The following is a 22,398-nucleotide window of genomic DNA, read 5'->3' as shown; positions in this document are numbered from 1 at the left end:
ATTTTTCGCGCTAAGAGCATTCTTAGAAACCGATCACATACGGTTACACAAGATAACGTTATTATCCGCAAGCTGAAAAACATAACCCATAAATGCTAGCTGTACCAGGAACCACCTCCTTGGCCTGCGCAATCTCCCTTGCGCAGGCTTTCTTTTTTCCGCTGATTCAGCCAGTTCTTACTCCCCCGCGCCCACTTTGCTCTACACTTTGATAATGCTCACTTTTCTGAGGTAAGTCATGGAGAGATCCCCGCATTCATTTTTGATTCTGAACGGTAAAGGCGCCGGTAACCCACAGCTGCGCGAGGCCGTGCATACGCTGCGTGAGGAAGGTTACACCTTGCATATCAGGGTGACCTGGGAAAAAGGTGATGCCGAACGTTACATTGACGAAGCCCTGAGCCTAGGCGTAGACACCGTGGTTGCCGGCGGCGGTGACGGCACAATCAATGAGATTGCCACCTGCCTCGCGAAGCTTTCTCCGGACAGCCGCCCGGCATTGGGCATTCTCCCGCTGGGGACGGCCAACGACTTTGCCACCAGCGTCGGTATTCCTGAGGACTTTGAAAAAGCGCTGCGGCTCGCGCTGTTTGGCAAAGCCGCCAATATCGACCTGGTGCAGGTCAACGATGAAGCCTTCTTCATCAACATGGCGACCGGCGGATTTGGCACACGCATCACCACCGAAACGCCAGAAAAACTCAAAGCAGCGCTTGGCGGCGTCTCATACTTTATTCACGGTTTAATGCGCATGGACATGCTCAAACCGGATCGCTGCGACATTCGCGGAGAAGGCTTTAGCTGGCAGGGCGACGCATTAGTGATCGGCATCGGTAACGGTTGCCAGGCCGGCGGCGGGCAACAGCTTTGCCCGGAGGCGTTGATCAACGACGGGCTGCTTGATCTACGGATTTTCACCGGTGAAGACCTGCTTCCTGCGCTGTTGACTACGCTCACGCGCCCGGATGAAAACCCAAACATTATTGAAGGGAAATCGGCCTGGTTTGAGATTTCGGCCCCGCACGATATTACCTTTAACCTGGACGGGGAACCGCTGAGCGGACGGCATTTTCGCATTGAAGTGCATCCGAATGCGCTGGCCTGTCGTTTACCGCCTAATTGCCCGCTATTGGGGTAAGCCAGCACGGTGAAGCCTTTTCCCCTCTCCCTTCCAGGGAGAGGGTTAGGGTGAGGGTGAGGGTGAGGGTAATAATGCCACAGTATAAAAATCCGCATAAAAAAGCCCTCATAAAAGAGGGCCTTATAACCTTACTCAACAGAGCTTAAGCGATGGTCACTTTCTCATTCAGGTAAACATCCTGCACGGCGTTGATCAGCTTCACGCCGTCGGCCATTGATTTCTTGAACGCTTTGCGCCCCAGAATCAGCCCCATACCGCCCGCACGTTTGTTGATCACCGCCGTACGCACCGCATCTGCCAGGTCAGTTTCACCGCCTGCGGCACCGCCGGAGTTGATAAGGCCGGCGCGGCCCATATAGCAGTTAGCCAACTGGTAGCGCACCAGGTCGATAGGGTTGTCGGTGGTCAGCTTGCTGTAAACTTTTTCGTCGGTATAGCCAAAGTTTACCGCTTTATAGCCGCCGTTATTCTCCGCCATTTTTTGCTTCACGATATCGGCCCCGATAGTCGCCGCCAGGTGGTTAGCCTGCCCGGTTAAGTCGGCGCTGACGTGATAATCCACCCCGTCTTTTTTAAATGCGGAGTTACGCAGATAGGCCCAAAGCACGGTGACCAGGCCAAGTTCATGCGCACGCTCAAAGGCGGCGGAGATCTCTTCAATCTGGCGGCGGGATTCCGGTGAACCAAAGTAAATCGTGGCCCCGACAGCAACGGCGCCCATGTTGAAGGCCTGCTCTACGCTGGCATACAGCGTCTGGTCGTAGGTGGTCGGGTAGCTCAACGTCTCATTGTGATTAAGCTTCACCAGGAACGGAATGCGGTGGGCATAGCGGCGTGAAACCGAGGCCAGTACGCCATAGGTAGAAGCCACGCAGTTACAGCCTGCCTCGATGGCCAGTTCAACGATGTTTTTCGGATCGAAGTAGAGCGGGTTCGCGGCGAAAGAAGCCCCCGCCGAGTGTTCAACGCCCTGATCGACGGGAAGAATAGAGAGGTAGCCAGTCCCAGCCAGACGCCCGGTGTTGTACAACGTCTGCATGTTTCGCAGCACCGCAGGCGGGCGATTGTTGTCTACCATCACCCTGTCAACGTAGTCCGAGCCGGGCAGATAAAGCTGGTCTGCCGGAATAGTCATACAACGATGCTGTAACAAGCCGTCGGCATCTTTGCCAAGCAACTGCGCAATATCAGTCATAATACGCTCCCGTAAAGGCAGCGAGCCCCCTGCCCGCTGCGCATGAAGAATCCTGTTCTGCCGGGTCGAAAAAACCGGCCGCACTAAGCCTGGTACCGACGGCGGGGATTTGCCAGTTCAAGCGCACTTTTGCCTCCTTTCCAGGAGTAAAGCCAGGTGGCCACCCCGGCTATTTTTGCAAAGGCGATCATAGAATCGACGCAAAGGTATTTAAAAGGTATTATTAATTGGTATGGTTAAGGCACACCCTACACCTGTCATGAAGGTCCTGAGCATGAAACGTACAACGATTAGCCTTTCGTTCATGATGTTTATGGAATGGTTTATCTGGGGCGCCTGGTTTGTGCCCCTGTGGCTGTTCCTCAACAAAAGTGGTTTTACCGCCGGTGAAATCGGCTGGTCCTACGCCTGCACCGCCATCGCTGCTATTCTGTCTCCTATTCTGGTCGGCTCGCTGACCGACCGCTTCTTTGCCGCACAAAAAGTACTGGCGCTGCTGATGTTTGTCGGCGCCGGGCTGATGTATCTGGCCGCCCAGCAAACGGAGTTTGTCTATTTCTTCCCGTTACTGCTGGCTTACTCGCTCACCTATATGCCGACCATCGCGCTGACCAACAGCATCGCGTTTTCCAACGTCGACGACGTGGAGCGTGATTTCCCGCGTATTCGCGTGATGGGCACCATCGGCTGGATTGCCTCCGGGATCGTGTGTGGCTTCCTGCCGCAGATAATGGGCTTTAGCGATATCTCGCCAACCAACGTGCCGCTGCTGATCACCGCCATCAGCTCGGTTGTGTTAGGCGTATTCGCTTTGTTCCTGCCGAACACGCCGCCGAAAAGCACCGGCAAGCTCAGCCTGAAGGTGATGCTGGGCCTGGACGCGCTGGTGCTGCTGAAGGACAAAAACTTCCTGGTCTTCTTCTTCTGTTCCTTCCTGTTTGCGATGCCGCTGGCGTTCTACTACATCTTCGCCAACGGCTATCTGACCGAAGTCGGGATGCACAACGCCACGGGCTGGATGACGCTTGGCCAGTTCTCGGAAATCTTCTTTATGCTGGCGCTGCCGTTCTTCACTAAGCGCTTTGGTATTAAAAAGGTTCTGCTGCTGGGTCTGATCACCGCCGCCATCCGCTACGGCTTCTTTGTGTACGGCGACGCGTCGCACCTGTTCACTTACGGCCTGCTGTTCCTCGGCATTCTGCTGCACGGCGTGAGCTACGACTTCTACTACGTCACCGCCTACATTTACGTAGACAAGAAATCCCCGGTGTACATGCGCACCGCGGCGCAGGGGCTGATCACCCTTTGCTGCCAGGGCTTCGGCAGCCTGCTGGGCTACAGCCTTGGCGGCAAAATGATGGAAAAAATGTTTGCTTACTCCTCACCGGTGAACGGTCAGACCTTTAACTGGGCGGGGATGTGGGGCTTTGGCGCAATAATGATTGCCGTCATCGCCGTGCTGTTCATGGTCTTCTTCCGCGAGTCGGACAAAGAGATTGCTGCCATCGCCGTTGCCGGTGATGAATCTGAAAAAGTATTAAAGGAAGCGTAACAATGGAAAATCGTATTCTGGGAGCCTTTTACGGCCAGATGTTAGGTGATGCGATGGGGATGCCGTCCGAACTGTGGCCGCGCTCGCGGGTGAAGGCCCACTTCGGCTGGATAGACAAGTTCCTGCCGGGTCCGGCAGAAAACAACGCCGCCTGTTATTTTGCCCGCGCTAAGTTTACCGATGACACCTCAATGGCGCTGGCGCTGGCGGACGCCATCATCGAGCACCACGGGGTTATCAACCCGGACGCCATTGGCCGCCATATTCTGGCGTGGGCAGAAGGGTTCGACGCGTTTAACAAAAACGTGCTCGGCCCGACGTCGAAAATAGCCCTGAATGCGATTAAACAAGGCACGCCGGTAAGCGAGCTGGAAAACAACGGCGTAACCAACGGGGCGGCGATGCGTGCCTCCCCGCTTGGCTGCCTGCTGCCCACGGCCAATCTCGATGAGTTTGTGGACGAGGTCGCGTTAGCTTCGAGCCCGACGCACAAATCAGATCTGGCCATTGCCGGGGCAGTCGTTATTGCCTGGGCCATTTCCCGCGCTATCGACGGCGCAAGCTGGGCCACAATTTGCGATGAGCTGCCCTCCATCGCCCGCCACGCGCAGGAAAAACGCATCACGACATTTAGCGCGTCCCTCGCGGCACGCCTGGAATTAGCGCTGAGCGTGGCAAGAAAAGCGCGCGGTACCGAATCCGCCATGGAAGAGATTTACCAGCTGGTCGGCACCGGTACCAGCACCGTTGAGTCGGTACCGGCGGCGATTGCGATGGTCGAACTGGCGAAAACCGACCCTAACCGCTGCGCCATCCTGTGCGCCAATCTCGGCGGAGACACCGACACCATCGGCGCTATGGCCACCGCTATCTGCGGCGCGCTGAACGGCGTGGAAAGCATCGACCCGGCGCTGAAACAGGAGCTGGATGAAGAGAACCAGCTCGACTTCACGCGCTACAGCCGCATCTTTATGGCCTATCGCCAGCAAAGAGAGGCCAGCCATGAAGCCAAATGAACTGCTGAGCAAACTGCCCCAGCTGCAGGCTCAACGCCCGGTTTGCGTGCTCGGTTCGGCGGTGATTGACGTCATCGCCGACGCCTACGCCCTCCCGTGGCGCGGCTGCGATATCGAACTGCATCAGCAGGGCGTGAACATTGGCGGCTGCGCGCTGAACATCGCCATCACGCTTTCGCGCCTCGGCATTGACTCGCAGAACGCGCTGCCAATTGGCCAGGGCACCTGGGCCGACATTATTCGCAACAGCCTGGAAAAACAGCACATCCGCAGCGAGATCCACACCGATACGGGAGACAATGGCTGGTGCCTGGCACTGGTCGAACCCGACGGCGAACGCACCTTTATGTCGTTTCGCGGCGTCGAGCATCAGTGGAATCAGACCTGGCTTGACGGCCTGACCATCCCGCCAGGTAGCCTGCTCTCGCTCTCTGGCTACCAGCTTGCCGGGCCGTGTGCGGAACTGCTCGTTGGCTGGCTGGAGTCGCTGCAGGAAATTACCCCGTTCATCGACTTTGGCCCGCGTATCGCGGATATCCCGCAGCCGCTACTGGCGCGGATTATGGCCTGCAAACCGATTGTTTCGCTCAACCGTCAGGAAGCGGCGATTGTTGCCGAATGGCTTGAAGTGGAAGCGGAAAATATTGAAGCGATTTGCCGTGCATGGCTCACCCGCTACGGCAGCCCGCTAATCGTTCGTTTAGATAAGGACGGCGCGTGGTTTGCGGCCGGCGATAACATAGGGATCGCTGCGCCCTTCCCGACTACCGTCGTGGATACCATCGGCGCGGGCGACAGCCATGCGGGCGGCACAATTGCGGGCCTGGCGGCAGGCTGGAGCCTGGAAGAAGCAGTCTGCCTCGGGAATGCGGTAGCCAGCTACGTGGTCGGCCACCGGGGCGGGGACTGCGCGCCAAAACTCGCGCAGCTCGAGCAAACCTTACTCCTCGCAGACGAAAACGTATAAGTCGCTGCGGCAATGGCTGATGCTGTACTCGATGGGCCGGTTGTGCGGGTCGAACGCCACCTGTTTGATGACCAAAACCGGCACCGGCGTTTCCAGTTTGATGTGTGACTGGAATTCGCTGTCCGGCATTCTGGCGCTGACCCGGCTGCGGGTGCGCTGAGGAATAATGTTCTGGCTGCGGAAGTAGTCGTACAGCGAAACGCCAATCTCATCCGGGTCGGCAATCAGCCCGGTCGGCACGTAAGACTCTTCGATAGACACCGCATCTTCATCCACGTAGCGAATGCGCTTGAGCAGGAAAACCTCGCTTTCCGCCGGGATCGCGAGCTGTTCAGCCACGTCTGCCGGGCATTTCACCACGCGTTTGTTCACCCACAGCGTATTTGGCTTTTTACCCCGAAGCACAACCTGCTGCGAAAAGCCCCTGGCCTCTTTCAGCGAATACTCAAACGTCGCATTAATTTGCGTCCCGTAGCCGCGCGAACGCGTCACCACGCCGTCATCTTCCAGCGCCTGCATCGCCTTGCGCACGGTAATGCGTGACACACCCGTGAGCTGGCTGAGATCGCGCTCCCCCGGCAGGATATTGCCCTGCGGCAACAGGCCCGCGCGCACGGCGTTTTTCACCGTTTCGGCAAACCTGAGGTACAGAGGAGCGTTATCCGGAGCGGAAAAGCGCTGTTTGAGCTGTTCAACTAACTGGTGATGAGCCTGTTCCATGGTACGCAATTGTCCGGCAGGGAAGATGAAGCCAGTATAGTACCACTGGTATTACGCTGGCTAAAAACTTCTCTCTTAACCGACAGTTACCACCATTCGTGAAAATGATGTACCGGGCCGATACCGTGCCCGACCTCCAGCGAATCCGCCTGAGCCAGCGCCTTCGACAACCAGATTTTTGCGGCAGCCACGGTTTGCGCCCAGTCGTCATGGCGGGGGCGGAGCGCAGCCAGCGCGGCAGATAAAGTGCAGCCGGTGCCGTGGGTGTTTTTTGTTTGCACGCGCGGCGCGGTAAAGCGCTGGACATCGTGGCGAGTAAATAGCCAGTCCGGGCTTTCTGCGTCGTCGAGGTGCCCGCCTTTCATCAGCACAGCCTCGCAGCCCATTGCCAGCAGCGCTTCACCCTGTTCGCGCATCTCTTTTTCACTGCGCGCGTGGGGCGCATCCAGCAGCGCTGCCGCTTCAGGGAGATTGGGCGTGATCAGCGCGACATGCGGCAATAGCTTCCGACGTAAGCTTTCCACCGCCGACGGGGCCAGCAGCGGATCGCCGCTTTTCGCCAGCATCACCGTGTCCAGCACCACGTTTGGTACCTTATAGAACGCCAGTCGCTCTGCGACGGCTTCAACGATATCGGCCTCTGCCAGCATGCCAATTTTTGTGGTGTCGATGCGCACATCGCTCAATACCGAATCCAGCTGCGCCGCCACAAACTCAGGCTCAATACGATAAACGGACTGCACGCCACGGGTATTCTGCGCCACCAGCGCAGTGATCACGCTTGTGCCGTAAGCGCCGAGCGCGGAGAAAGTTTTCAGATCGGCCTGGATCCCCGCGCCACCGCTTGGATCGGTTCCGGCAATAGTTAATGCGTTGATGCGTTTCATGCCAGCCCCTCCGCGTTAAGCAGATAAAGGGCGTCGAGGAAGGCTGGGGTAAAACTGCCCGGCCCACGGCTGGCGGCGATGGCCTGCTCGCCGGCAAGCGACATAAAGCGGCAGGCGCTGGCGACGTTGTCCAGCCTGTCTCCCGGTAAAGCACAGCACGCAGCAACCACGGCGGAAAGCGCGCAGCCGGTGCCGACCACACGCGTCATGAGTTCTCCCCCGCCGGTCACGGCAAACGTTCGTTCGCCATCGGTGACGTAATCAGTTTCTCCGGTTACGGCAACCACTGCACCGGTTTCGCGCGCCAGTTTTTGCGCCGCCGGGATCGCCGAAAGTGCATCATCGGTGCTGTCTACGCCACGGCCTCCGGCCTGCTCCCCTGCCAACGCCATGATTTCAGACGCATTACCGCGAATGGCGGCTGGTTTCAGTTGAATAATTTCGCGAGCGAAGCGCGTGCGGAAAGCCAAACCACCCACGGCGACCGGGTCTAGTGCCCACGGCGTTTCGGCGCTATTGGCGGCGTGAATAGCAGCCAGCATCGCCGTCGCGCGTTCTGAAGTCAGGGTGCCGATGTTGATCAGCAGCGCGCTGGCAAGCCCGCTAAATTGTGCCGCTTCTTCGGCTTCAATCACCATCGCCGGGGCAGCCCCAAGCGCCAGCAGCACGTTAGCGGTAAAGGTTTGCACTACGTCATTGGTCATGCAGTGAACCAGCGGCGAATACTGACGGAGGTGGTGTAAAACAGAGGCGGCGGTTGCGCCGGGTAGCAGGTCAGGTTGCATAACGGTAAGGCTCCTGTCCGGCGTGAAAGAAGGGACGCCGGACAGGCATCTGACTTCCCTACGCTGGCATTATCCAGATCAGGTGGTACGGGTATTTCTCAGCCTTCACAAAGAAGGGCACCCCGAGTCATTTAAATCAAAATCAAAAGCTTGCGATTAACGTCCCGTTAATCCCTGTTCTGGATCATGCCAGCGGAAAGCCAAAGCCGCAACCCCCTCAAAAACGGCATGTGCGCGGTATCGCGACTCTCGCTGTATCCCACAGCCAAACGACAAAAAAACCGGATTGCTCCAGCCTCGTTCAGTTGTCGTTTTCGTTGTTGTTTTTAAATCCATAGATCTGAATGTGAAGAAGAAAACCGTTTAGCCTCAGAAATTACAAGAATAATCTTAAAAATAAATTATCAAATCAATTATATGCATTGACCGTTTTTATAGATAATTATTTAGTTATTGATTTCTATTATTGATTTCTATTATTGATTTCTATTATTGATTTCTATTATTGATTTCTATTATTGATTTCTATTATTGATTTCTATTATTGATCAATAATTTTTAAAATTTCATTATCAATCAACTGGAATATAACATGCACTCCGAATTCATCGCTGAACCCATAATGAACCTTGTCGAGATTACCCGAAATGACGGGCAAACCGGGCAGTGTCCGATCGTCGATATTAGGTTCAAGAAAATTAATATCGTCAGCACCAAGATGGAAAAAGTACCTCCAGCTCTGGGCCGTGCCAATGCGCAGATCGGCAACGCAGCCAAAACGCGAGCAGGATCCTGAAGCCCGCATCGTCGGCGTGCTGGCTGCGTTACTGAAACAGTCCTGAGGCGACTGTTTAACCCTCTGCTATATCGTGCTTTTTCATTTTCAAAATCAATAAACCGCACAAATTCATTCACCATCTAAATAATTGCACAGATTTTCGCCAGTGCTATTATATCTTTATTAATATTTTTAAGGGAAAGGAACACCCCACATGGCTAATGTTGTATTTCCAAAAACTGTATTTACTACACTTAAACCTTTTAATGATTATAGTGCTAATGATATGCGTTACGGCGATATGTCAGAAGGCAGATTAAAAAGAGAGTTTGGGTTAACAAACGTATCAAATGTCGTAGACCCCTACACATTAACCAGGCTTACCGCGTTCGATAACCCCCAATCAAGATTTGCAGGCGTATACGGTGGAAAGCATAACTCCGGGACTGTAAGCATTCAAGAATGTGCAAAACTACTTTTTGAAGAAATGCTAAAAACATCTCTTCCGTATTCTTGTATAGGTCCGTACAAATATTTGATTAATCAAATGCTAAGGCATTTTTACCGTTCATCTGGAACGCCGTTTAATGATGAGCACTTAAATGCTGCATATAGCCATAAATTGCACTCTAATTATTCTACAAAAAACACAGTAACTTACATGCGAAAATCTATTGGGTTACTTGTTGATTATCAAAATAAAGGATTCCCTCAAGATAGGTTGAAAGACCTTGAAGCTGCAATTGAAATATCTATTCTTCCTAAGTTCAACTCACCTATACATGATAAGATCAACGGAATGGGGATCACCGTTCATGATGTTTACGCAACAAAAATAGATATAATAAGTTTTGATGTGAACGATTCCGGTTGGAAATCAAGAGTTAAATTTACAGGGCAAGACCATTTTGGGCTAGATGTTGATGACATAAGAAAGAAAAAATTCAACCAATTCCAGTTTTTTAAAATATGGTTTGTATTACAGCGATTTAGTCGATTTGGCTTTAAACCATTTTTAACAAATATGGAAGCAGTGATCGACATAGAAGGAAAACGCTGATGCGTATATTTACAATTCTGATCCTGGTAACCTTATTGGGTTATGGTGGTTATTACGTCTTAGGTAATAGAAATGCGATGATTAAGGGCGCTCATTACAATGGAAGTACTGCCGTAATCCTCGTTGATAGACTGCCGTTCACTGAGTCGGCAAAAATTCATTGGTGGGAACGCAATCAGAACCAGATTAGAGAGCAATATCATATCCCTTCTGGTAAGGCTGGCCCATTTCTTATTTCTGTGTTTGCTTTCGGTGATGGTTATCAGGAAGAAGGAAAAGAAGATCGATTATGCTTTAAGGATGTAAAGCCACCTAAAAACTGTATTGATAAAAATATTATCATGCAGATCTGGCGTGAACGCGATGGCAGCACAAGCTATGACTTTTAGCCGCTCCACGCCCTTCTGCCATCAAGCGGCCCGCGAGTAACTGCACTTTCAAACGTAAGCGCCTTACCCCTTTTCACCCCGATTGTAACAGCGGTGTGAGCAGCCTGGCACCAGCGCAAATAATGAATGTGAACGGCCTGTTTTATCGCTTTTAAACACTCTCCACCAAGAATTTTCTTATGATTTAGATCAAGGATTGTATTGTCACATTTCGGAATAGTTCATCACCGTTATTAGTGCACTCAATAATGCATTGGAACGTTCAATTTATTTATGGTGAGAGAAATATGAAATCCTTTAACTTTGGTCAATCAATGGCTTTGGTGTTTGGTATTTTGGTCCTTTCGACTTCAGCCAGGGCTGATGTGGTAAGCGACTTCTATAATAATATGGTGAATAAATCTATTACCTGGCAGGAAGCAAAGGCCAGTTTTGAAAGTATGGATGCGTCGCAGCAGCAGGCTGTACGGGATTACGATCGCGCCCATCAGACAAACTATACCAGCGATTTTGTGAGTGGGACGGTGACGACCCCGCATATGGACGGGAATCATTCAGAGCCCGTTCCGCCGCATCTCGATGCTCCCCACTCAATCGTCGCCAGCACGCTTACCCCTTCAACGGCGATAATTATGGATCCGGTTGTACCGTCCACAGCCGATAAAAGTTCACACCTGGACAGCCCGCTGACAGATGCCGACCACCAGGCAGCCAAAGACAAAGCGATGATCGAATATGTCCAGTCTCAGGTTAAAAACAGTGTAGATGGTAAAAACGGAACAAATGGCAAAAATGGCAAAAATGGCCTGATAACCGCCGAAACGAAACTTGATACGGCAACGCAGGCACGCGTATCCACTAACGCTAACAATATTTCTTTAAATACGGAACATGCAGAAAATAATACCCGCCTGATTCAGGCCAACAGCCTATCGATAGCCAAATTAAATAATGCATTTTCTGCATTAAAAGACGAAGTTAACAATAATCAAAAAGAGGCCAACGCGGGTATCTCTGGCGCGATGGCAATGAGCAATATACCGCAGGTGATGAATAATCAAACCGTGGCTATAGGGGCAGGGATTGGCGGCTATGAAGGTGAAAATGCTTTAGCCGTGGGCGCCTCTACACGTATCGGAAATGCTGTTGTTGTGAAAGCCACCGTCAGTGATGATACAGAAAACAATATGGGTTACGGCGCGGGGTTATCTGTAGGCTGGTAAGTTTTCCCAGGCAACATTTACTTCGTTAAAACCACTGCTAAGCTCTATTTCAGCGCCTTTTCAAAGGCGCATTTTGGGCAGTCGGGGCTTTGGCCCGGCAGGGAATGAGCAAAAAAACACAGTGGTCAGATAACAACATGAAATATATTATTTTACTCATCATTATTATTTCAGTGGTCTATGTGCATTATCGCGGCAAGATTCGCTTTCGTTTCTGGCGGCAGCTGTCGGACCATTCCACGTTTACCGCCCCGCTTAACGGTTTTATGTATCTTTTCTCCAGGGTGCCGAATACGCCCTATTTAACACCGGAAACCTTTCCCGAGCTGACAACGCTGCGGGAAAACTGGGAAGTGATTCGCGACGAAGGTATGCATCTGCAACAAATGGAGCAGATAAAAGCCGCGGATAAATTTAACGACGCCGGTTTCAACTCCTTCTTTAAAACAGGCTGGAAGCGCTTTTACCTGAAATGGTATGAAAACGCCCACCCGTCGGCCAGCATACTGTGCCCGAAAACCACCGAACTGCTGCGCACCATTCCTTCCATCAAAGCTGCGATGTTCGCCACCCTGCCCGACGGCAGCCGCCTGCCGAGGCATCGGGATCCGTACGCCGGTTCGCTGCGTTTTCACCTTGGACTTGCGACCCCGAATGACGATCGCTGCTTTATTGAAGTGGACGGGAAGCGCTATAGCTGGCGGGACGGTGAAGGCGTGCTGTTCGATGAAACCTATATTCACTACGCGGAAAACACCAGCGGCGAAAATCGCCTGATTCTGTTCTGCGACGTGGAAAGACCGATGCGCTACCGCTGGGCTCAGGCGGTTAACCACTGGCTGGGGCGCAACCTGATGAGCGCCGCGTCGGCACCTAACGATGAAAACGACCGAATCGGTGGGATCAACCGCGCTTTCCGCTACATCTATCAGATTCGTATCGTCGGCAAGAAGTTAAAAAGCTGGAATAAAACGGTGTATTATATCGTGAAATGGATCCTGTTTGGCGGGATTGCCGTGCTTATCTGGCGGGCGTTTTAGTTCACCTCCGCGAAATAAACGAGCCTTTGCAGTAATAGCCAGGGCTCGTTATCCGTTATCCGTAATCAGGCCAGTGACGCAATCTGGTTTTTCGCATCGGCGAGTGCGACACTTTTCGCTTCGTCGCCACGGCTCAGGTTTTCTGCGCGAATAATGGTCACATCGGTCAGGCCAATGAAGCCCAGTACGGCTTTCAAATAGGATTCCTGATGCTCCAGGAATGCCGCCGGGCTGTCGCCGGTGTACTGGCCGCCGCGCGAAGAAGCGATAAACACTTTTTTGCCTTTTGGCAGCAGGCCTTCCGGGCCGTTGGCGCCGTACTGGAAGGTGCGTCCAGCCACACAAACTCGGTCGATCCACGCCTTAAGCTGGGATGGAATAGAAAAGTTGTACATCGGCACGCCAATGACAATCACGTCTGCGGCGAACAGGTCGTCAATAAACGCCCCACCGGCCGCGAGGTCTGCGCCCAGCTCAGCGTCGGTCACTTCCGCGCCCTGGAAAGCGGCAATGTGCTTGTCGGACAGGTGCTGAGCCGGGGACTGCACCAGGTCGCGGTAAATCACGGTGGCACCGGGGAGCAGCGTTTTCTGGCGGGCAACAATCTCCGCGGACAGCTGGCGGCTGACGGAATAACCGCCCAGAACACTGGTATCAATATGCAGGATAGTCGACATCGTTTTAGCCTCTGAAATGGAGTCTGATTTAGGGGATAAGCGCGTTAAGAGTTTTTTTAGAGCCGTTAACATAGGTGTGCTCAATCTTTAAGATTCTCTGGACATGGCAGCCACTATGCCACCGCCTTTCCCACCCGAATAGCCGTTATATTTCGATGCAATCCATCGCCATGTCCGATACATCATCGCCAATGACAAACCCATGCCGAAGGGCTATATTGCGCTTCATCCCTTGACAGCCAGGCAGGAACCACAATGCTGGACGGTATTTCGCTGGACCAACTTCGCACGTTTATTGCCGCCGTCGACGAAGGCAGCTTCTCTGCGGCTGCTCGCAAGATGTACCGCGCCCAGTCGGTGATCAGCGATTTGATTAAGGGGCTGGAAGCCCAGATCGGCGTGCAGCTGTTCGACCGTTCCGGCCGCTATCCAAAGCTAACGCCAGAAGGTGAAGTGCTGCTGATCGATGCCCGCTGCATTGTTTCTGGCGTCGATTTTATGAAGGCGAGAGCGCGCGGTATGTCGTCGGGGCTGGAATCGGAACTTTCGGTGGTGGTGGACGTTTTCTTCCCGCTGGAGGCGATGACTTCGGCGGCCAAAGCCTTCCGCGAACAGTTTCCCGGCACGCCGCTGCGTCTGTTTGTAGAGGCGCTGGGTGGGGGCTACAAACCGGTGCTTAACGGCAGCGCGGGGATTGGTATTCTGGGCTCACTGCCGGATATGCCGGCCTCGCTGACCGGGGAGCGTCTGACCGGCGTTTCGCTGGTGATGGTAGCCGCGCCCGATCACCCGCTGGCACAGTTCGAAGGCATCATTCCAAAGTCCGAACTGACCAAACACGTTCAGCTGGTGCTGACCGACCGCTCGGAGCTTTCCAAAGGGAAAGAGTTTGGCGTGATGTCACCTTCCACCTGGCGGCTGGGCGATCTGCTGGCCAAACACGCCTTTTTGCTCGATGGCCTCGGCTGGGGCAGCATGCCGTCACACGTTGTCGAACGAGATATTCGCGAGGGGCGGCTGGTGCGGCTGAACATTGAGGATGTTCCGCCGGCAGGGCTCGCACTGCCGATGTTTGGCGTCTACCCGATTGCCTCCCCGCCCGGCCCGGCCGGACGCTGGCTGATTGAACGGCTTAAAAACCTCTGCCCGGCAAAACTGGCCGCCAGTTCGCCCAAAACTAGCGGCGAGTAAGCAACCGGTGAGTCACCCTCTCCTCACCGAAAACGGCCTGAAACCCGGCGGCTTCATAAAAACAAAAGGCGTGTTCGGGAGCATGGGTGTTATAAAAATCAAACCAGTGGTCTCCGCCGGCAACCAGGGCCTGCAGCAGTTGCTGCCCTGCTCCCTTTCCCCGCCAGGCCGGGCTAAGGTACAGGTGTCGAATACGCCCCGCGCGTTCGTCTGCTGAAAACGGGTCGCGATTAAGCCCGCCAATGCCGACCAGTTCCTCACGGGCAAAGACACCCAGTAGTTTTTCTCCGGGCAAGTCAAAACGGTTTTCTCCGCTAAGCCAGTTGGCTTCAAGCCGGCGCAGCATATTGTAATGTTCCTCAACGCTTTGCGCTTTGAGTGAGGCAAAGCCTTTGTTATCCGGCGTCACCAACATTATCCGCAGCACGGTTATCCCTCCCATTAATCCCACTGCTAGTCGCTATCAATATCCAGCAGGTTATTTAAAGCATGAGCCCGCAGCTCGTTAACTTTACTGATGCTTTTCTCCGGCGAGGAGCGAATCACATCGCGCGGATCGTTAATCAGCACGCGGCCATGGCTGTCGACTAAGAATTGCAGATCGTCGATGTGCAATTCATGATTTTTCAGCTTGTTAATAATGGCGTTACAGTCGGCCAGGACGTTTTGATTGAATTTCTTATCGTCCGGCAGGCTTTTCTTATTATTCACGATATCTTCGGAATCAAAAGCGTTGTGAATGTAGTCTTTCTCCACGCCCACGTGACCGCCATGTTTAATCAATGCATGAGCGTCCACCACGGGAAAACCGAGATGCTTAAGCTGTTTGGTCGTTTCCAGCTCTTTTAAAGCGTACTGCTCCGCTGAAATGGTGCCGGTGGTGCCGGGTCTGAACAGGCACAGGCACTTGCGCGGATCCTGTCGTGAGTGAAAAACATCTTTTTGACTGCCTGCGCCAATTTTCTGCCCCAGCGACGGTACATCCTGAAATGCCGTGGCCGGTGTCTGTACATTAGACGTATGAAAGTGCCGCCCCTGGGCTGCATTGTTTGAAACGCTATACACGGTGGACTCTCCTGTGTGGTTCAACACCACGGTTCAGTAAAGCCCTTGAGTGGCCAAAGCAGACGACAGGTTCCCGTCAGCCTCGCCCTGGCATCTTTCGTAACCAGAAAAATTCCCGCGTCCCCATTCCAAACGCTATGAGATCGATTATCATTCCCTTCCTAAATTTTCCCGTTCTGAAGGTCATCCATGTTCACAGTGTTTACCGCCAAAGCTCGCTGGCTGCTCGCCGCCGTTGCCCTGCTGAGCTTCGCCACCCAGGCTGCCCCGATTGTTGTTACCGACGTAGCGGGCCGGGAAGTGACGCTGCCCCATCCGGCAAAGCGCGTGATGCTGGCCGATGCGCGCGCCCTGCTGGCGCTGAATATTATTCACCCGAAGGATCCGCTGGAAAACATCATTGCCTGGGATAACTCGCTGAAGACCAAAGCGCCCGATCTGGCGGACGCCTATGCGCGAAAATTCCCCCAGGTAAGCAAAATCACGATGTTTGAAAATCCGTACTACACGGATTTCAGCGTTGAAAAAGCGGTCACCTTACAGCCGGATCTGATTATTTTTGACATCGGCGTGCTGGCCAAACTGAAGAACAGCGGCGTGCTGAGCCAGCTGGAAAAAGTGGGTATTCCGGTGCTTATTATCGACTTCCGCCAGCAGCCGCTGACCAACACTTTGCCCAGCATTGAGTTACTCGGCAAAGTGTTTGATGAGCAGAAAAACGCAGACGCCTTTATTCAGCACTACCAGCAGAGGATGAACCTGGTGCGCGAGCGCGTGGCGACGCTGAAACCTGAGCAGCGACCGAGCGTGTTTATTGAACGCGCGGCGGGCATTCGCGGCGACGAATGTTGCCAGACTTTCGGCAAGGGCAGCTACGGCCAGTTTATTGATACCGCCGGTGGCAACAATATTGGCAGCAAGCTGTTCCCTGAAATGAGCGGCCAGGTGAATACCGAGCAGGTGATCACCAGCAACCCGGACTTTTACCTGATCACGGGTGCCGACTGGAACCGCGGCAACCGTTCGCCAAAAGCCGTGCCGCTGGGCTATATGGCCGATAAAACCGTGGCCGAACAGAAGCTCAAAGGGCTGATGAACCGGACCGGCATTAACGTGCTCACGGCGGTGAAAGAGAAGCGCGTGATGGCGATTTACCATCAATTCTACGACTCTCCGCTGAACTATATTGCGGTGGAAACCATCGCTAAGTTCCTGCACCCGGATTTGTTCAAAGACATCGATCCACAGGCCGACATCGAGCAAGCTCACAAGCAGTTCACCGCCCTGGATTACAGCGGCGTGTTCTGGGTTACCCCTTAACAGCCTGAATTCCCGGTCTGTTCATCTGTACTGCCGAGCGGTCATCCAACCACTCGGTTTTTTTTGCTTACTTTTCGCCTTATCCCGAATTATTCCGCAACAAAACTATTTACTTGAAAATAATTATCATTAAGATTGTCATTTCCAAAAAAACTCATAACGACAAACCCATAATTCTATAGGAATGATGATGCGCCCCCTTTTTCGTGTCTCTCTCCTGGCAAGCGCGATAGCATTTGCGCTGCCAGCGCTCGCCGCTGATAACACACAAACAGATAAAGCCCCCGCAGATAAAAAAGCTGACGACATTACCGTCGTCGGCAACTGGCTCGATAATCCAGACACCAGCACCGTGCTGCTTAACCACCCCGGCGCACGCTCGATCGTTACAGATCAGCAGCTTCGTGAGCAAGGTTCAGAGACGCTAGCCGATGCGCTAAAAGGCATTCCGGGCGTGCAGGTGCGTGACAGCAACGGCACCGGCGGCAGCGACATATCCCTTAACGTTGGCGTGCGCGGCCTGACTTCTCGCCTGTCCCCACGTTCAACCATCCTGATGGACGGCGTGCCGCTCGCGGTTGCCCCTTACGGCCAGCCACAGCTTTCCATGGCGCCGCTGGGCATGGGCAACATTCAGTCCGTTGACGTGGTTCGAGGCGGCGGCGCAGTGCGTTATGGGCCGCAAAACGTTGGCGGCGTGATTAACTTTGTTACTCGCGACATTCCGAAAGAGTTTGGCGGCACCGTCAGCGCGCAGACCCAGGGCGCCAGCCACGGTGGCCTGAAAACGCTGACCAGCGCGTCCGTGGGCGGCACGGCGGATAACGGCTTTGGTGCAGAACTGCTCTACTCCGGCCTGCACGGCCAGGGCTACCGTGAAAGCAACGACAATACCGACATCGACGATTTCATGCTGAAGACCAAGTACAACTTCACCGATCGCGATGAGCTGCAGGCTAACTTCCACTATTACGAAGCCCAGTCAGGTATGCCAGGCGGCCTGACGACCGCACAGTATGCAAAAGATCCGTTCCAGTCGGACCGCCGCTGGGACAGCTTTGAAGGCCGCCGCAAGGATATGTCCTTCAAATATAAGCACACAGAAGACGATAAAAAGCTGGAAGTCCTGACCTACTTTACCGACAGCTACCGCAGCAGCGATCTGGAGTATTTCAAGGGCAACAAACGTACCCTGAACTCAGCGCCTCGCAACTACTCCACCTGGGCGATTGAGCCAACCTATTCCCAGCTATTCCGCTTCTGGGATATGTCTCATGAAGTCACCCTGGGCTACCGCTACCTGAACGAAACGTCGGACGAGAAAGGTTACCGCACGCCAAAAGCGTATGATCCTGCGACAACCTTCACCAAACCGGACATGACCGAGTACTACCAGCACAGCTCGGGCGGTACTGCAGCGAACGCTTTCTATATTGATGATGCCATCAACGTCAGCGACTGGACGATTACGCCGGGTCTGCGCTATGAAAGCATCAAAACGCACACCAGCGACTCCTTCCAGAACATCGATCGCGAGAAGACCTACAGCCAGCCGCTGCCTTCTATCAGCGTGATGTACCATATGTCTGATGCCTGGAAACTGTTTGCCAACGCCAGCACCTCCTTCGGCAGTATGCAGTACTTCCAGCTGACCCGCGGCGGCAGCGGCAATCAGCCGGCAGCCGGCCTGACCCCGGAAAAAGCGCATACCTATGAGTTCGGTACCCGTTATGACGACACCGCGCTGAAGGCTGAAGCGACGCTGTTCTACATCGACTTCGACGATCAGCTGCAGTACATCAACAACATTGTGGGCTGGACGAACCTCGGTGCAACCAAACACCAGGGCCTTGAACTGGCGCTAAATTACGATCTAAGCGAAGTCGACCGCGCACTGGACGGCGTGAGCGTTTACACCACATACACCTACACCAAAGCCACCAGTGACAAAGGGGACTTCGCCGGGAAAGATCTGCCGTTCTACTCTCGCCAGGTGTACACCGTGGGCACCCGCTACGCGACCGGTAACTGGGTATGGAATCTGGACAGTTTTGCACAGTCTAAACAGAGCTCTCCGGGTACCGGGCCGAACTACATCACCGACGAAAGCGCGGACGGGCAGTTTGGTAATATCGCAGGCTATATGGTGTGGAATATGCGCGGCGAGTACGACTTTGGGCCGTCGCTGTCTCACCTGAAGCTGGGTGCCGGGATTAAAAACCTGTTCGATCAGCGTTATTACACGCGTTCGAATGACAATAACTCCGGGAAATACGTAGGTGAGCCGCGTACCTACTTCGTACAGGCTTCGATGGCGTTCTGATAACGACCCTCACCCTAACCCTCTCCCTAAAAGGGAGAGGGGATAAAACGGTATTTCTCCCCTGCCTTCTGGGGAGAGAGAGGGGAAAATTACGCCAGATCCCCGCCGTTACTGGCAATCACCTTCTTATACCAGTAGAACGACTTCTTCGGCGTGCGCGCCAGCGTTCCCTGCCCTTCATCATCACGATCGACATACACAAAGCCGTAGCGTTTGCTCATCTCACCGGTTGACGCTGACACCAGGTCAATGCAGCCCCACGAGGTGTAGCCCATGACCGGAATACCGTCCTCAATTGCCTCACCCATAGCTTTAATGTGTTCCCGCAGATAGCTGATGCGGTAGTCATCATTGATTTCCCCGTCGGCATTCACCTCGTCCTTCGCGCCCAGCCCGTTCTCCACCAGGAACAGCGGTTTCTGGTAGCGGTCGTACATCATGTTCATGGTGATACGCAGGCCGAGCGGGTCGATGCCCCAGCCCCACTGGCTGAAAGTAATGTGCGGGTTCTTGAGCGATTTAATGATGTTAGCCGGGTTGGTATTCCCCTCGTTCATGTCTGCCGAAGCACAGCGCGAGGCGTAATAGCTGAAGGAGACAAAATCGACGGTGTTCTTCAGGATCTCGTCGTCGCCAGGCTCGGTGACAATCTCAATCCCTTTCTCACGGAACATTCGTCCCGCGTAAGCGGGATAAGCGCCGCGCGCCTGCACGTCAATAAAGAACAGATTCTCGCGGTCTTTCTCGAGCGCCGCCCAAACGTCCTCCGGCTTGCAGCTGTACGGGTAGAAGTTCCCCCCCGCCAGCATGCAGCCAACCTGATTTACCGGGTTAACTTCATGGGCGATTTTAGTGACCAGCGCGCTGGCCACCAGCTCGTGGTGCGCGGCCTGGTACATCACCTGCTCTTTGTTATCGCCTGCTTCAAAGACCAGCCCCGCGCCAGAGAACGGGCTGTGCAACATGATGTTGATTTCATTGAAGGTAAGCCAGTATTTCACCAGGCCGTCAAACGCCTCAAAGCAGGTGCGCGCGTAGCGGCTGAAAAACTCCACCATTTTACGGTTGCGCCATGAGCCGTATTCCTGCACCAGGTGCATCGGCACATCGAAGTGACACAGCGTCACCAGCGGTTCGATGTTGTATTTCTTGCACTCGGCAAACAGGTCGCGGTAGAACGCGATCCCTTCCGGGTTCGGCGTCGTTTCATCCCCTTTGGGAAATAGTCGGCTCCACGCAATGGAGGTTCGGAAAACGGTGAAGCCCATTTCTGCCAGCAGCGCGATGTCGTCTTTATAGCGATGGTAAAAATCTATGGCCTCGTGGCTCGGGTAAAATTCATCGTCGCGCAGCGCAAACCGCTTTTCCACCCCGAGCTTTACCCCAAGGCGGTTGTCGCCATGGGGGATCATATCGACGGTGCTTAACCCCTTGCCGCCGGCCTGGTACGCGCCCTCAGCCTGATTAGCCGCGATAGCGCCGCCCCACAAAAATCCTTTTGGAAAAACTGTCTCAGCCATGCTTACCTCTGCTTAAAGTGTTTTTACTGCATCATCTGGTCGTACAAACGCCGTGCTGCTGCCCTGCTCTTTAGCTTTCGGCTCCTCGACGGGAATATCGTCAAAGCCGAGAATAAGCGTAGTAATAAACGACAGCACCACGGCCAGAATCATCACCGCCCCCACCCAAACGATGCTCATCGGGTTGGCAGGATCGAAGAACTGCACGCTGGTGAACAGCCCCGGTGAAGCCATGGAATGGCTGGCGAGCCCGCCAATACCGGCGACGGCACCGCAAATAAAACCGCTGATAAGGCAGGCAACCAGCGGGCGTTTCAGCCGCACCGCGACGCCGTAAAGCGCAGGCTCTGAAATGCCAGCCACGATTGCTGAGGCTGCGGCAGCAAGCGCCGTCTGACGCAGTTCAGGGTTTTTCGTTCGCCAGGCGACGGCCAAAGACGACCCGCCGAGGGACAGGTTAGCGCCAATTTCCGACGGCATAACCATGCCTTCTTTGCCTGTTTCGGCGATGGTCTGGATAATCGTTGGCGTAAACACGCGGTGCATGCCGGTCATCACCAGCAGCGGCCAGATAGCCCCCATGATGGCGACGGAAAGCCAGCCCAGATAACCGTGAACGGTGTACACCAGCGAGGAGATCCCGCTGCCAATCCAGATACCTAACGGCCCAATCAGTAAAATCGCTATCGGCGCGGAAACCAGCACAATCAGCATCGGCTTGAGGAAGTTTTTGGTCACCGCTGGCGTAATGCGATCCACGCCTTTTTCGATGTACGACAGCAGCCAGGTCATCACCAGCGCGGGGATCACGGTGTAGGTGTATTTCACGGCGGTGACGGGTATGCCCATAAAATCAACCGACTGCCCCTGGGCCGCCTTCGCCATCAGGTCAATAAAGGCCGGATGTACCAGCACCCCGGCGATAGCAATCGCCAGCGACATGTTGGTTTTAAATTTCACGGCGGCAGAAGCCGCCACCATCACCGGCAGGAAGAAGAAAGCGCCGTCGCCGATGAGGTTAAGAATGGTAAGCGTCGAGGAGGTCGTTTCAAATACCCCGGTCATCGCGAGGATCATCGCCAGCAGCTTCACCATCGAGCCGCCGATAATCGCCGGGATAAGCGGCGACATGGTGCCAATCAGCGCATCCAGGATGCCCGCGCCGATGCGTTTCAGGGTCAGTTTGCCCTTTGCCGCCTGCGGCCTGTCGCCAGCCCCTTCGGGGAGATATTTCAGCACTTCAGCGTAGGCCTGAGACACCGTGTTACCGATAATGACCTGACATTGCTGGTCGTTTTTCACCACGCCCAGCACGCCGGAAATGGCCTTCAGCCGGGCACTGTCCACCCTTGCATCGTCCTGTAATACAAAGCGCAGCCGCGTCATGCAATGGGTTACCGCCACCACGTTTTCCGCGCCGCCTAAAGCCTCAACAATCTGTCGGGATACTGCCTCGTACTTGTTAGCCATGAGGTGAAACTCTCTTGTTATGATTTTGTAGGTAACCGGTTCCACACAATCATGTGTAGTTGAAAATCAGATCACAATG

Annotated in this window: 20 protein-coding genes and 1 riboswitch; of the genes, 11 read left to right on the top strand and 9 right to left on the bottom strand. The window is 54.1% G+C overall.

Annotation, left to right across the window (positions count from 1 at the left end; translation table 11 throughout):
• The first annotated feature begins 238 nt into the window (after positions 1 to 238).
• Complete coding sequence (gene yegS / locus ACREYP_RS07540) at positions 239 to 1,138, top strand: lipid kinase YegS (protein WP_008455137.1); 900 nt, start codon at positions 239 to 241, stop codon at positions 1,136 to 1,138.
• A gap of 145 nt (positions 1,139 to 1,283) precedes the next feature.
• Here the strand turns inward: yegS and fbaB are convergent, their stop codons facing one another.
• Entirely contained in the window at positions 1,284 to 2,336 is a 1,053-nt protein-coding gene (gene fbaB, locus ACREYP_RS07535; protein ID WP_008455139.1) for a class I fructose-bisphosphate aldolase, read from the bottom strand.
• Between the two features lie 259 nt (positions 2,337 to 2,595).
• Here fbaB and ACREYP_RS07530 point away from each other — a divergent pair, with 259 nt between their 5' ends.
• The 3 genes from ACREYP_RS07530 to ACREYP_RS07520 are packed head-to-tail and all read left to right on the top strand — an operon-like array spanning position 2,596 to position 5,871.
• The gene (locus ACREYP_RS07530) at positions 2,596 to 3,888 is read left to right on the top strand and encodes a nucleoside permease (protein ID WP_336818211.1); all 1,293 of its coding nucleotides are present in this window, start codon (positions 2,596 to 2,598) and stop codon (positions 3,886 to 3,888) included.
• A 2-nt stretch (positions 3,889 to 3,890) separates the two neighbouring features.
• Positions 3,891 to 4,904 carry an ADP-ribosylglycohydrolase family protein gene (locus ACREYP_RS07525; RefSeq protein ID WP_336817946.1) on the top strand — a complete coding sequence of 338 codons (1,014 nt, stop codon included), beginning with the start codon at positions 3,891 to 3,893 and terminating at the stop codon, positions 4,902 to 4,904.
• The gene (locus ACREYP_RS07520) at positions 4,891 to 5,871 is read left to right on the top strand and encodes a PfkB family carbohydrate kinase (RefSeq protein WP_336818210.1); all 981 of its coding nucleotides are present in this window, start codon (positions 4,891 to 4,893) and stop codon (positions 5,869 to 5,871) included. Before ACREYP_RS07525 ends, ACREYP_RS07520 begins: the two co-directional genes overlap by 14 nt.
• Here ACREYP_RS07520 and ACREYP_RS07515 read toward each other — a convergent pair.
• From ACREYP_RS07515 to thiM, 3 genes are all read right to left on the bottom strand, one after another.
• Positions 5,845 to 6,591 carry a GntR family transcriptional regulator gene (locus ACREYP_RS07515; RefSeq protein WP_008455149.1) on the bottom strand — a complete coding sequence of 249 codons (747 nt, stop codon included), beginning with the start codon at positions 6,589 to 6,591 and terminating at the stop codon, positions 5,845 to 5,847. The genes ACREYP_RS07520 and ACREYP_RS07515 overlap by 27 nt on opposite strands.
• An 86-nt stretch (positions 6,592 to 6,677) precedes the next feature.
• Entirely contained in the window at positions 6,678 to 7,478 is an 801-nt protein-coding gene (gene thiD, locus ACREYP_RS07510; RefSeq protein ID WP_008455152.1) for a bifunctional hydroxymethylpyrimidine kinase/phosphomethylpyrimidine kinase, read from the bottom strand.
• Positions 7,475 to 8,263: a hydroxyethylthiazole kinase gene (gene thiM, locus ACREYP_RS07505; protein WP_336817945.1), complete on the bottom strand. Its 789-nt coding sequence runs from the start codon at positions 8,261 to 8,263 to the stop codon at positions 7,475 to 7,477. Before thiM ends, thiD begins: the two co-directional genes overlap by 4 nt.
• Before the next feature lie 38 nt (positions 8,264 to 8,301).
• A riboswitch (TPP riboswitch) is annotated at positions 8,302 to 8,398 on the bottom strand.
• Positions 8,399 to 9,255: 857 nt separating this feature from the next.
• Between thiM and ACREYP_RS07500 the strand changes: the two genes are divergently transcribed.
• The 4 genes from ACREYP_RS07500 to lpxO all read left to right on the top strand — a co-directional run bounded on the left by ACREYP_RS07500 (position 9,256) and on the right by lpxO (position 12,753).
• Entirely contained in the window at positions 9,256 to 10,101 is an 846-nt protein-coding gene (locus tag ACREYP_RS07500) for a DUF3289 family protein (protein ID WP_336817943.1), read from the top strand.
• Positions 10,101 to 10,490, top strand: coding sequence for a DUF943 family protein (locus ACREYP_RS07495; RefSeq protein WP_008455161.1), 390 nt, complete (start codon positions 10,101 to 10,103; stop codon positions 10,488 to 10,490). The genes ACREYP_RS07500 and ACREYP_RS07495 overlap by 1 nt, the downstream gene beginning before the upstream one ends.
• A gap of 287 nt (positions 10,491 to 10,777) precedes the next feature.
• Positions 10,778 to 11,713: a YadA C-terminal domain-containing protein gene (locus ACREYP_RS07490; RefSeq protein ID WP_336817940.1), complete on the top strand. Its 936-nt coding sequence runs from the start codon at positions 10,778 to 10,780 to the stop codon at positions 11,711 to 11,713.
• Between the two features lie 137 nt (positions 11,714 to 11,850).
• Positions 11,851 to 12,753: a lipid A hydroxylase LpxO gene (lpxO, locus tag ACREYP_RS07485; protein ID WP_008455165.1), complete on the top strand. Its 903-nt coding sequence runs from the start codon at positions 11,851 to 11,853 to the stop codon at positions 12,751 to 12,753.
• Between the two features lie 65 nt (positions 12,754 to 12,818).
• On the opposite strand, the gene ACREYP_RS07480 is transcribed toward lpxO, so the two are convergent.
• A complete protein-coding gene (locus ACREYP_RS07480; RefSeq protein ID WP_336817939.1) occupies positions 12,819 to 13,430 on the bottom strand; it encodes an FMN-dependent NADH-azoreductase in 612 nt (203 codons plus the stop codon).
• Positions 13,431 to 13,685: 255 nt separating this feature from the next.
• Between ACREYP_RS07480 and ACREYP_RS07475 the strand changes: the two genes are divergently transcribed.
• Positions 13,686 to 14,621 (top strand): LysR family transcriptional regulator, encoded by a 936-nt coding sequence (locus ACREYP_RS07475; RefSeq protein WP_008455169.1) that lies wholly within the window; start codon positions 13,686 to 13,688, stop codon positions 14,619 to 14,621.
• On the opposite strand, the gene ACREYP_RS07470 is transcribed toward ACREYP_RS07475, so the two are convergent.
• Together ACREYP_RS07470 and hopBF1 are read right to left on the bottom strand one after the other, a co-directional pair.
• Positions 14,608 to 15,063 (bottom strand): GNAT family N-acetyltransferase, encoded by a 456-nt coding sequence (locus tag ACREYP_RS07470; RefSeq protein ID WP_442892440.1) that lies wholly within the window; start codon positions 15,061 to 15,063, stop codon positions 14,608 to 14,610. The two genes, ACREYP_RS07475 and ACREYP_RS07470, sit on opposite strands and share 14 nt — an antisense overlap.
• 11 nt (positions 15,064 to 15,074) lie before the next feature.
• Positions 15,075 to 15,686 (bottom strand): T3SS effector protein kinase HopBF1, encoded by a 612-nt coding sequence (hopBF1, locus tag ACREYP_RS07465; RefSeq protein ID WP_008455173.1) that lies wholly within the window; start codon positions 15,684 to 15,686, stop codon positions 15,075 to 15,077.
• Positions 15,687 to 15,875: 189 nt separating this feature from the next.
• Between hopBF1 and ACREYP_RS07460 the strand changes: the two genes are divergently transcribed.
• Both ACREYP_RS07460 and ACREYP_RS07455 read left to right on the top strand, forming a co-directional pair.
• A complete protein-coding gene (locus tag ACREYP_RS07460; RefSeq protein ID WP_336817936.1) occupies positions 15,876 to 17,006 on the top strand; it encodes an ABC transporter substrate-binding protein in 1,131 nt (376 codons plus the stop codon).
• Between the two features lie 190 nt (positions 17,007 to 17,196).
• A complete protein-coding gene (locus ACREYP_RS07455; protein WP_008455176.1) occupies positions 17,197 to 19,329 on the top strand; it encodes a TonB-dependent receptor family protein in 2,133 nt (710 codons plus the stop codon).
• An 89-nt stretch (positions 19,330 to 19,418) separates the two neighbouring features.
• Here the strand turns inward: ACREYP_RS07455 and ACREYP_RS07450 are convergent, their stop codons facing one another.
• Complete coding sequence (locus tag ACREYP_RS07450) at positions 19,419 to 20,849, bottom strand: 6-phospho-beta-glucosidase (RefSeq protein WP_336817935.1); 1,431 nt, start codon at positions 20,847 to 20,849, stop codon at positions 19,419 to 19,421.
• Positions 20,850 to 20,861: 12 nt separating this feature from the next.
• Complete coding sequence (ascF, locus tag ACREYP_RS07445; RefSeq protein WP_336817933.1) at positions 20,862 to 22,319, bottom strand: PTS cellobiose/arbutin/salicin transporter subunit IIBC; 1,458 nt, start codon at positions 22,317 to 22,319, stop codon at positions 20,862 to 20,864.
• Between the last annotated feature and the right edge of the window lie 79 nt (positions 22,320 to 22,398).

Source organism: Enterobacter sp. TMH.L2 (genome assembly GCF_050847315.1).
Lineage (GTDB): Bacteria > Pseudomonadota > Gammaproteobacteria > Enterobacterales > Enterobacteriaceae > Cedecea.
The sequence above is the reverse complement of the archived record's forward strand: the minus strand, read 5'-3'. Positions and strand labels throughout refer to the sequence as shown.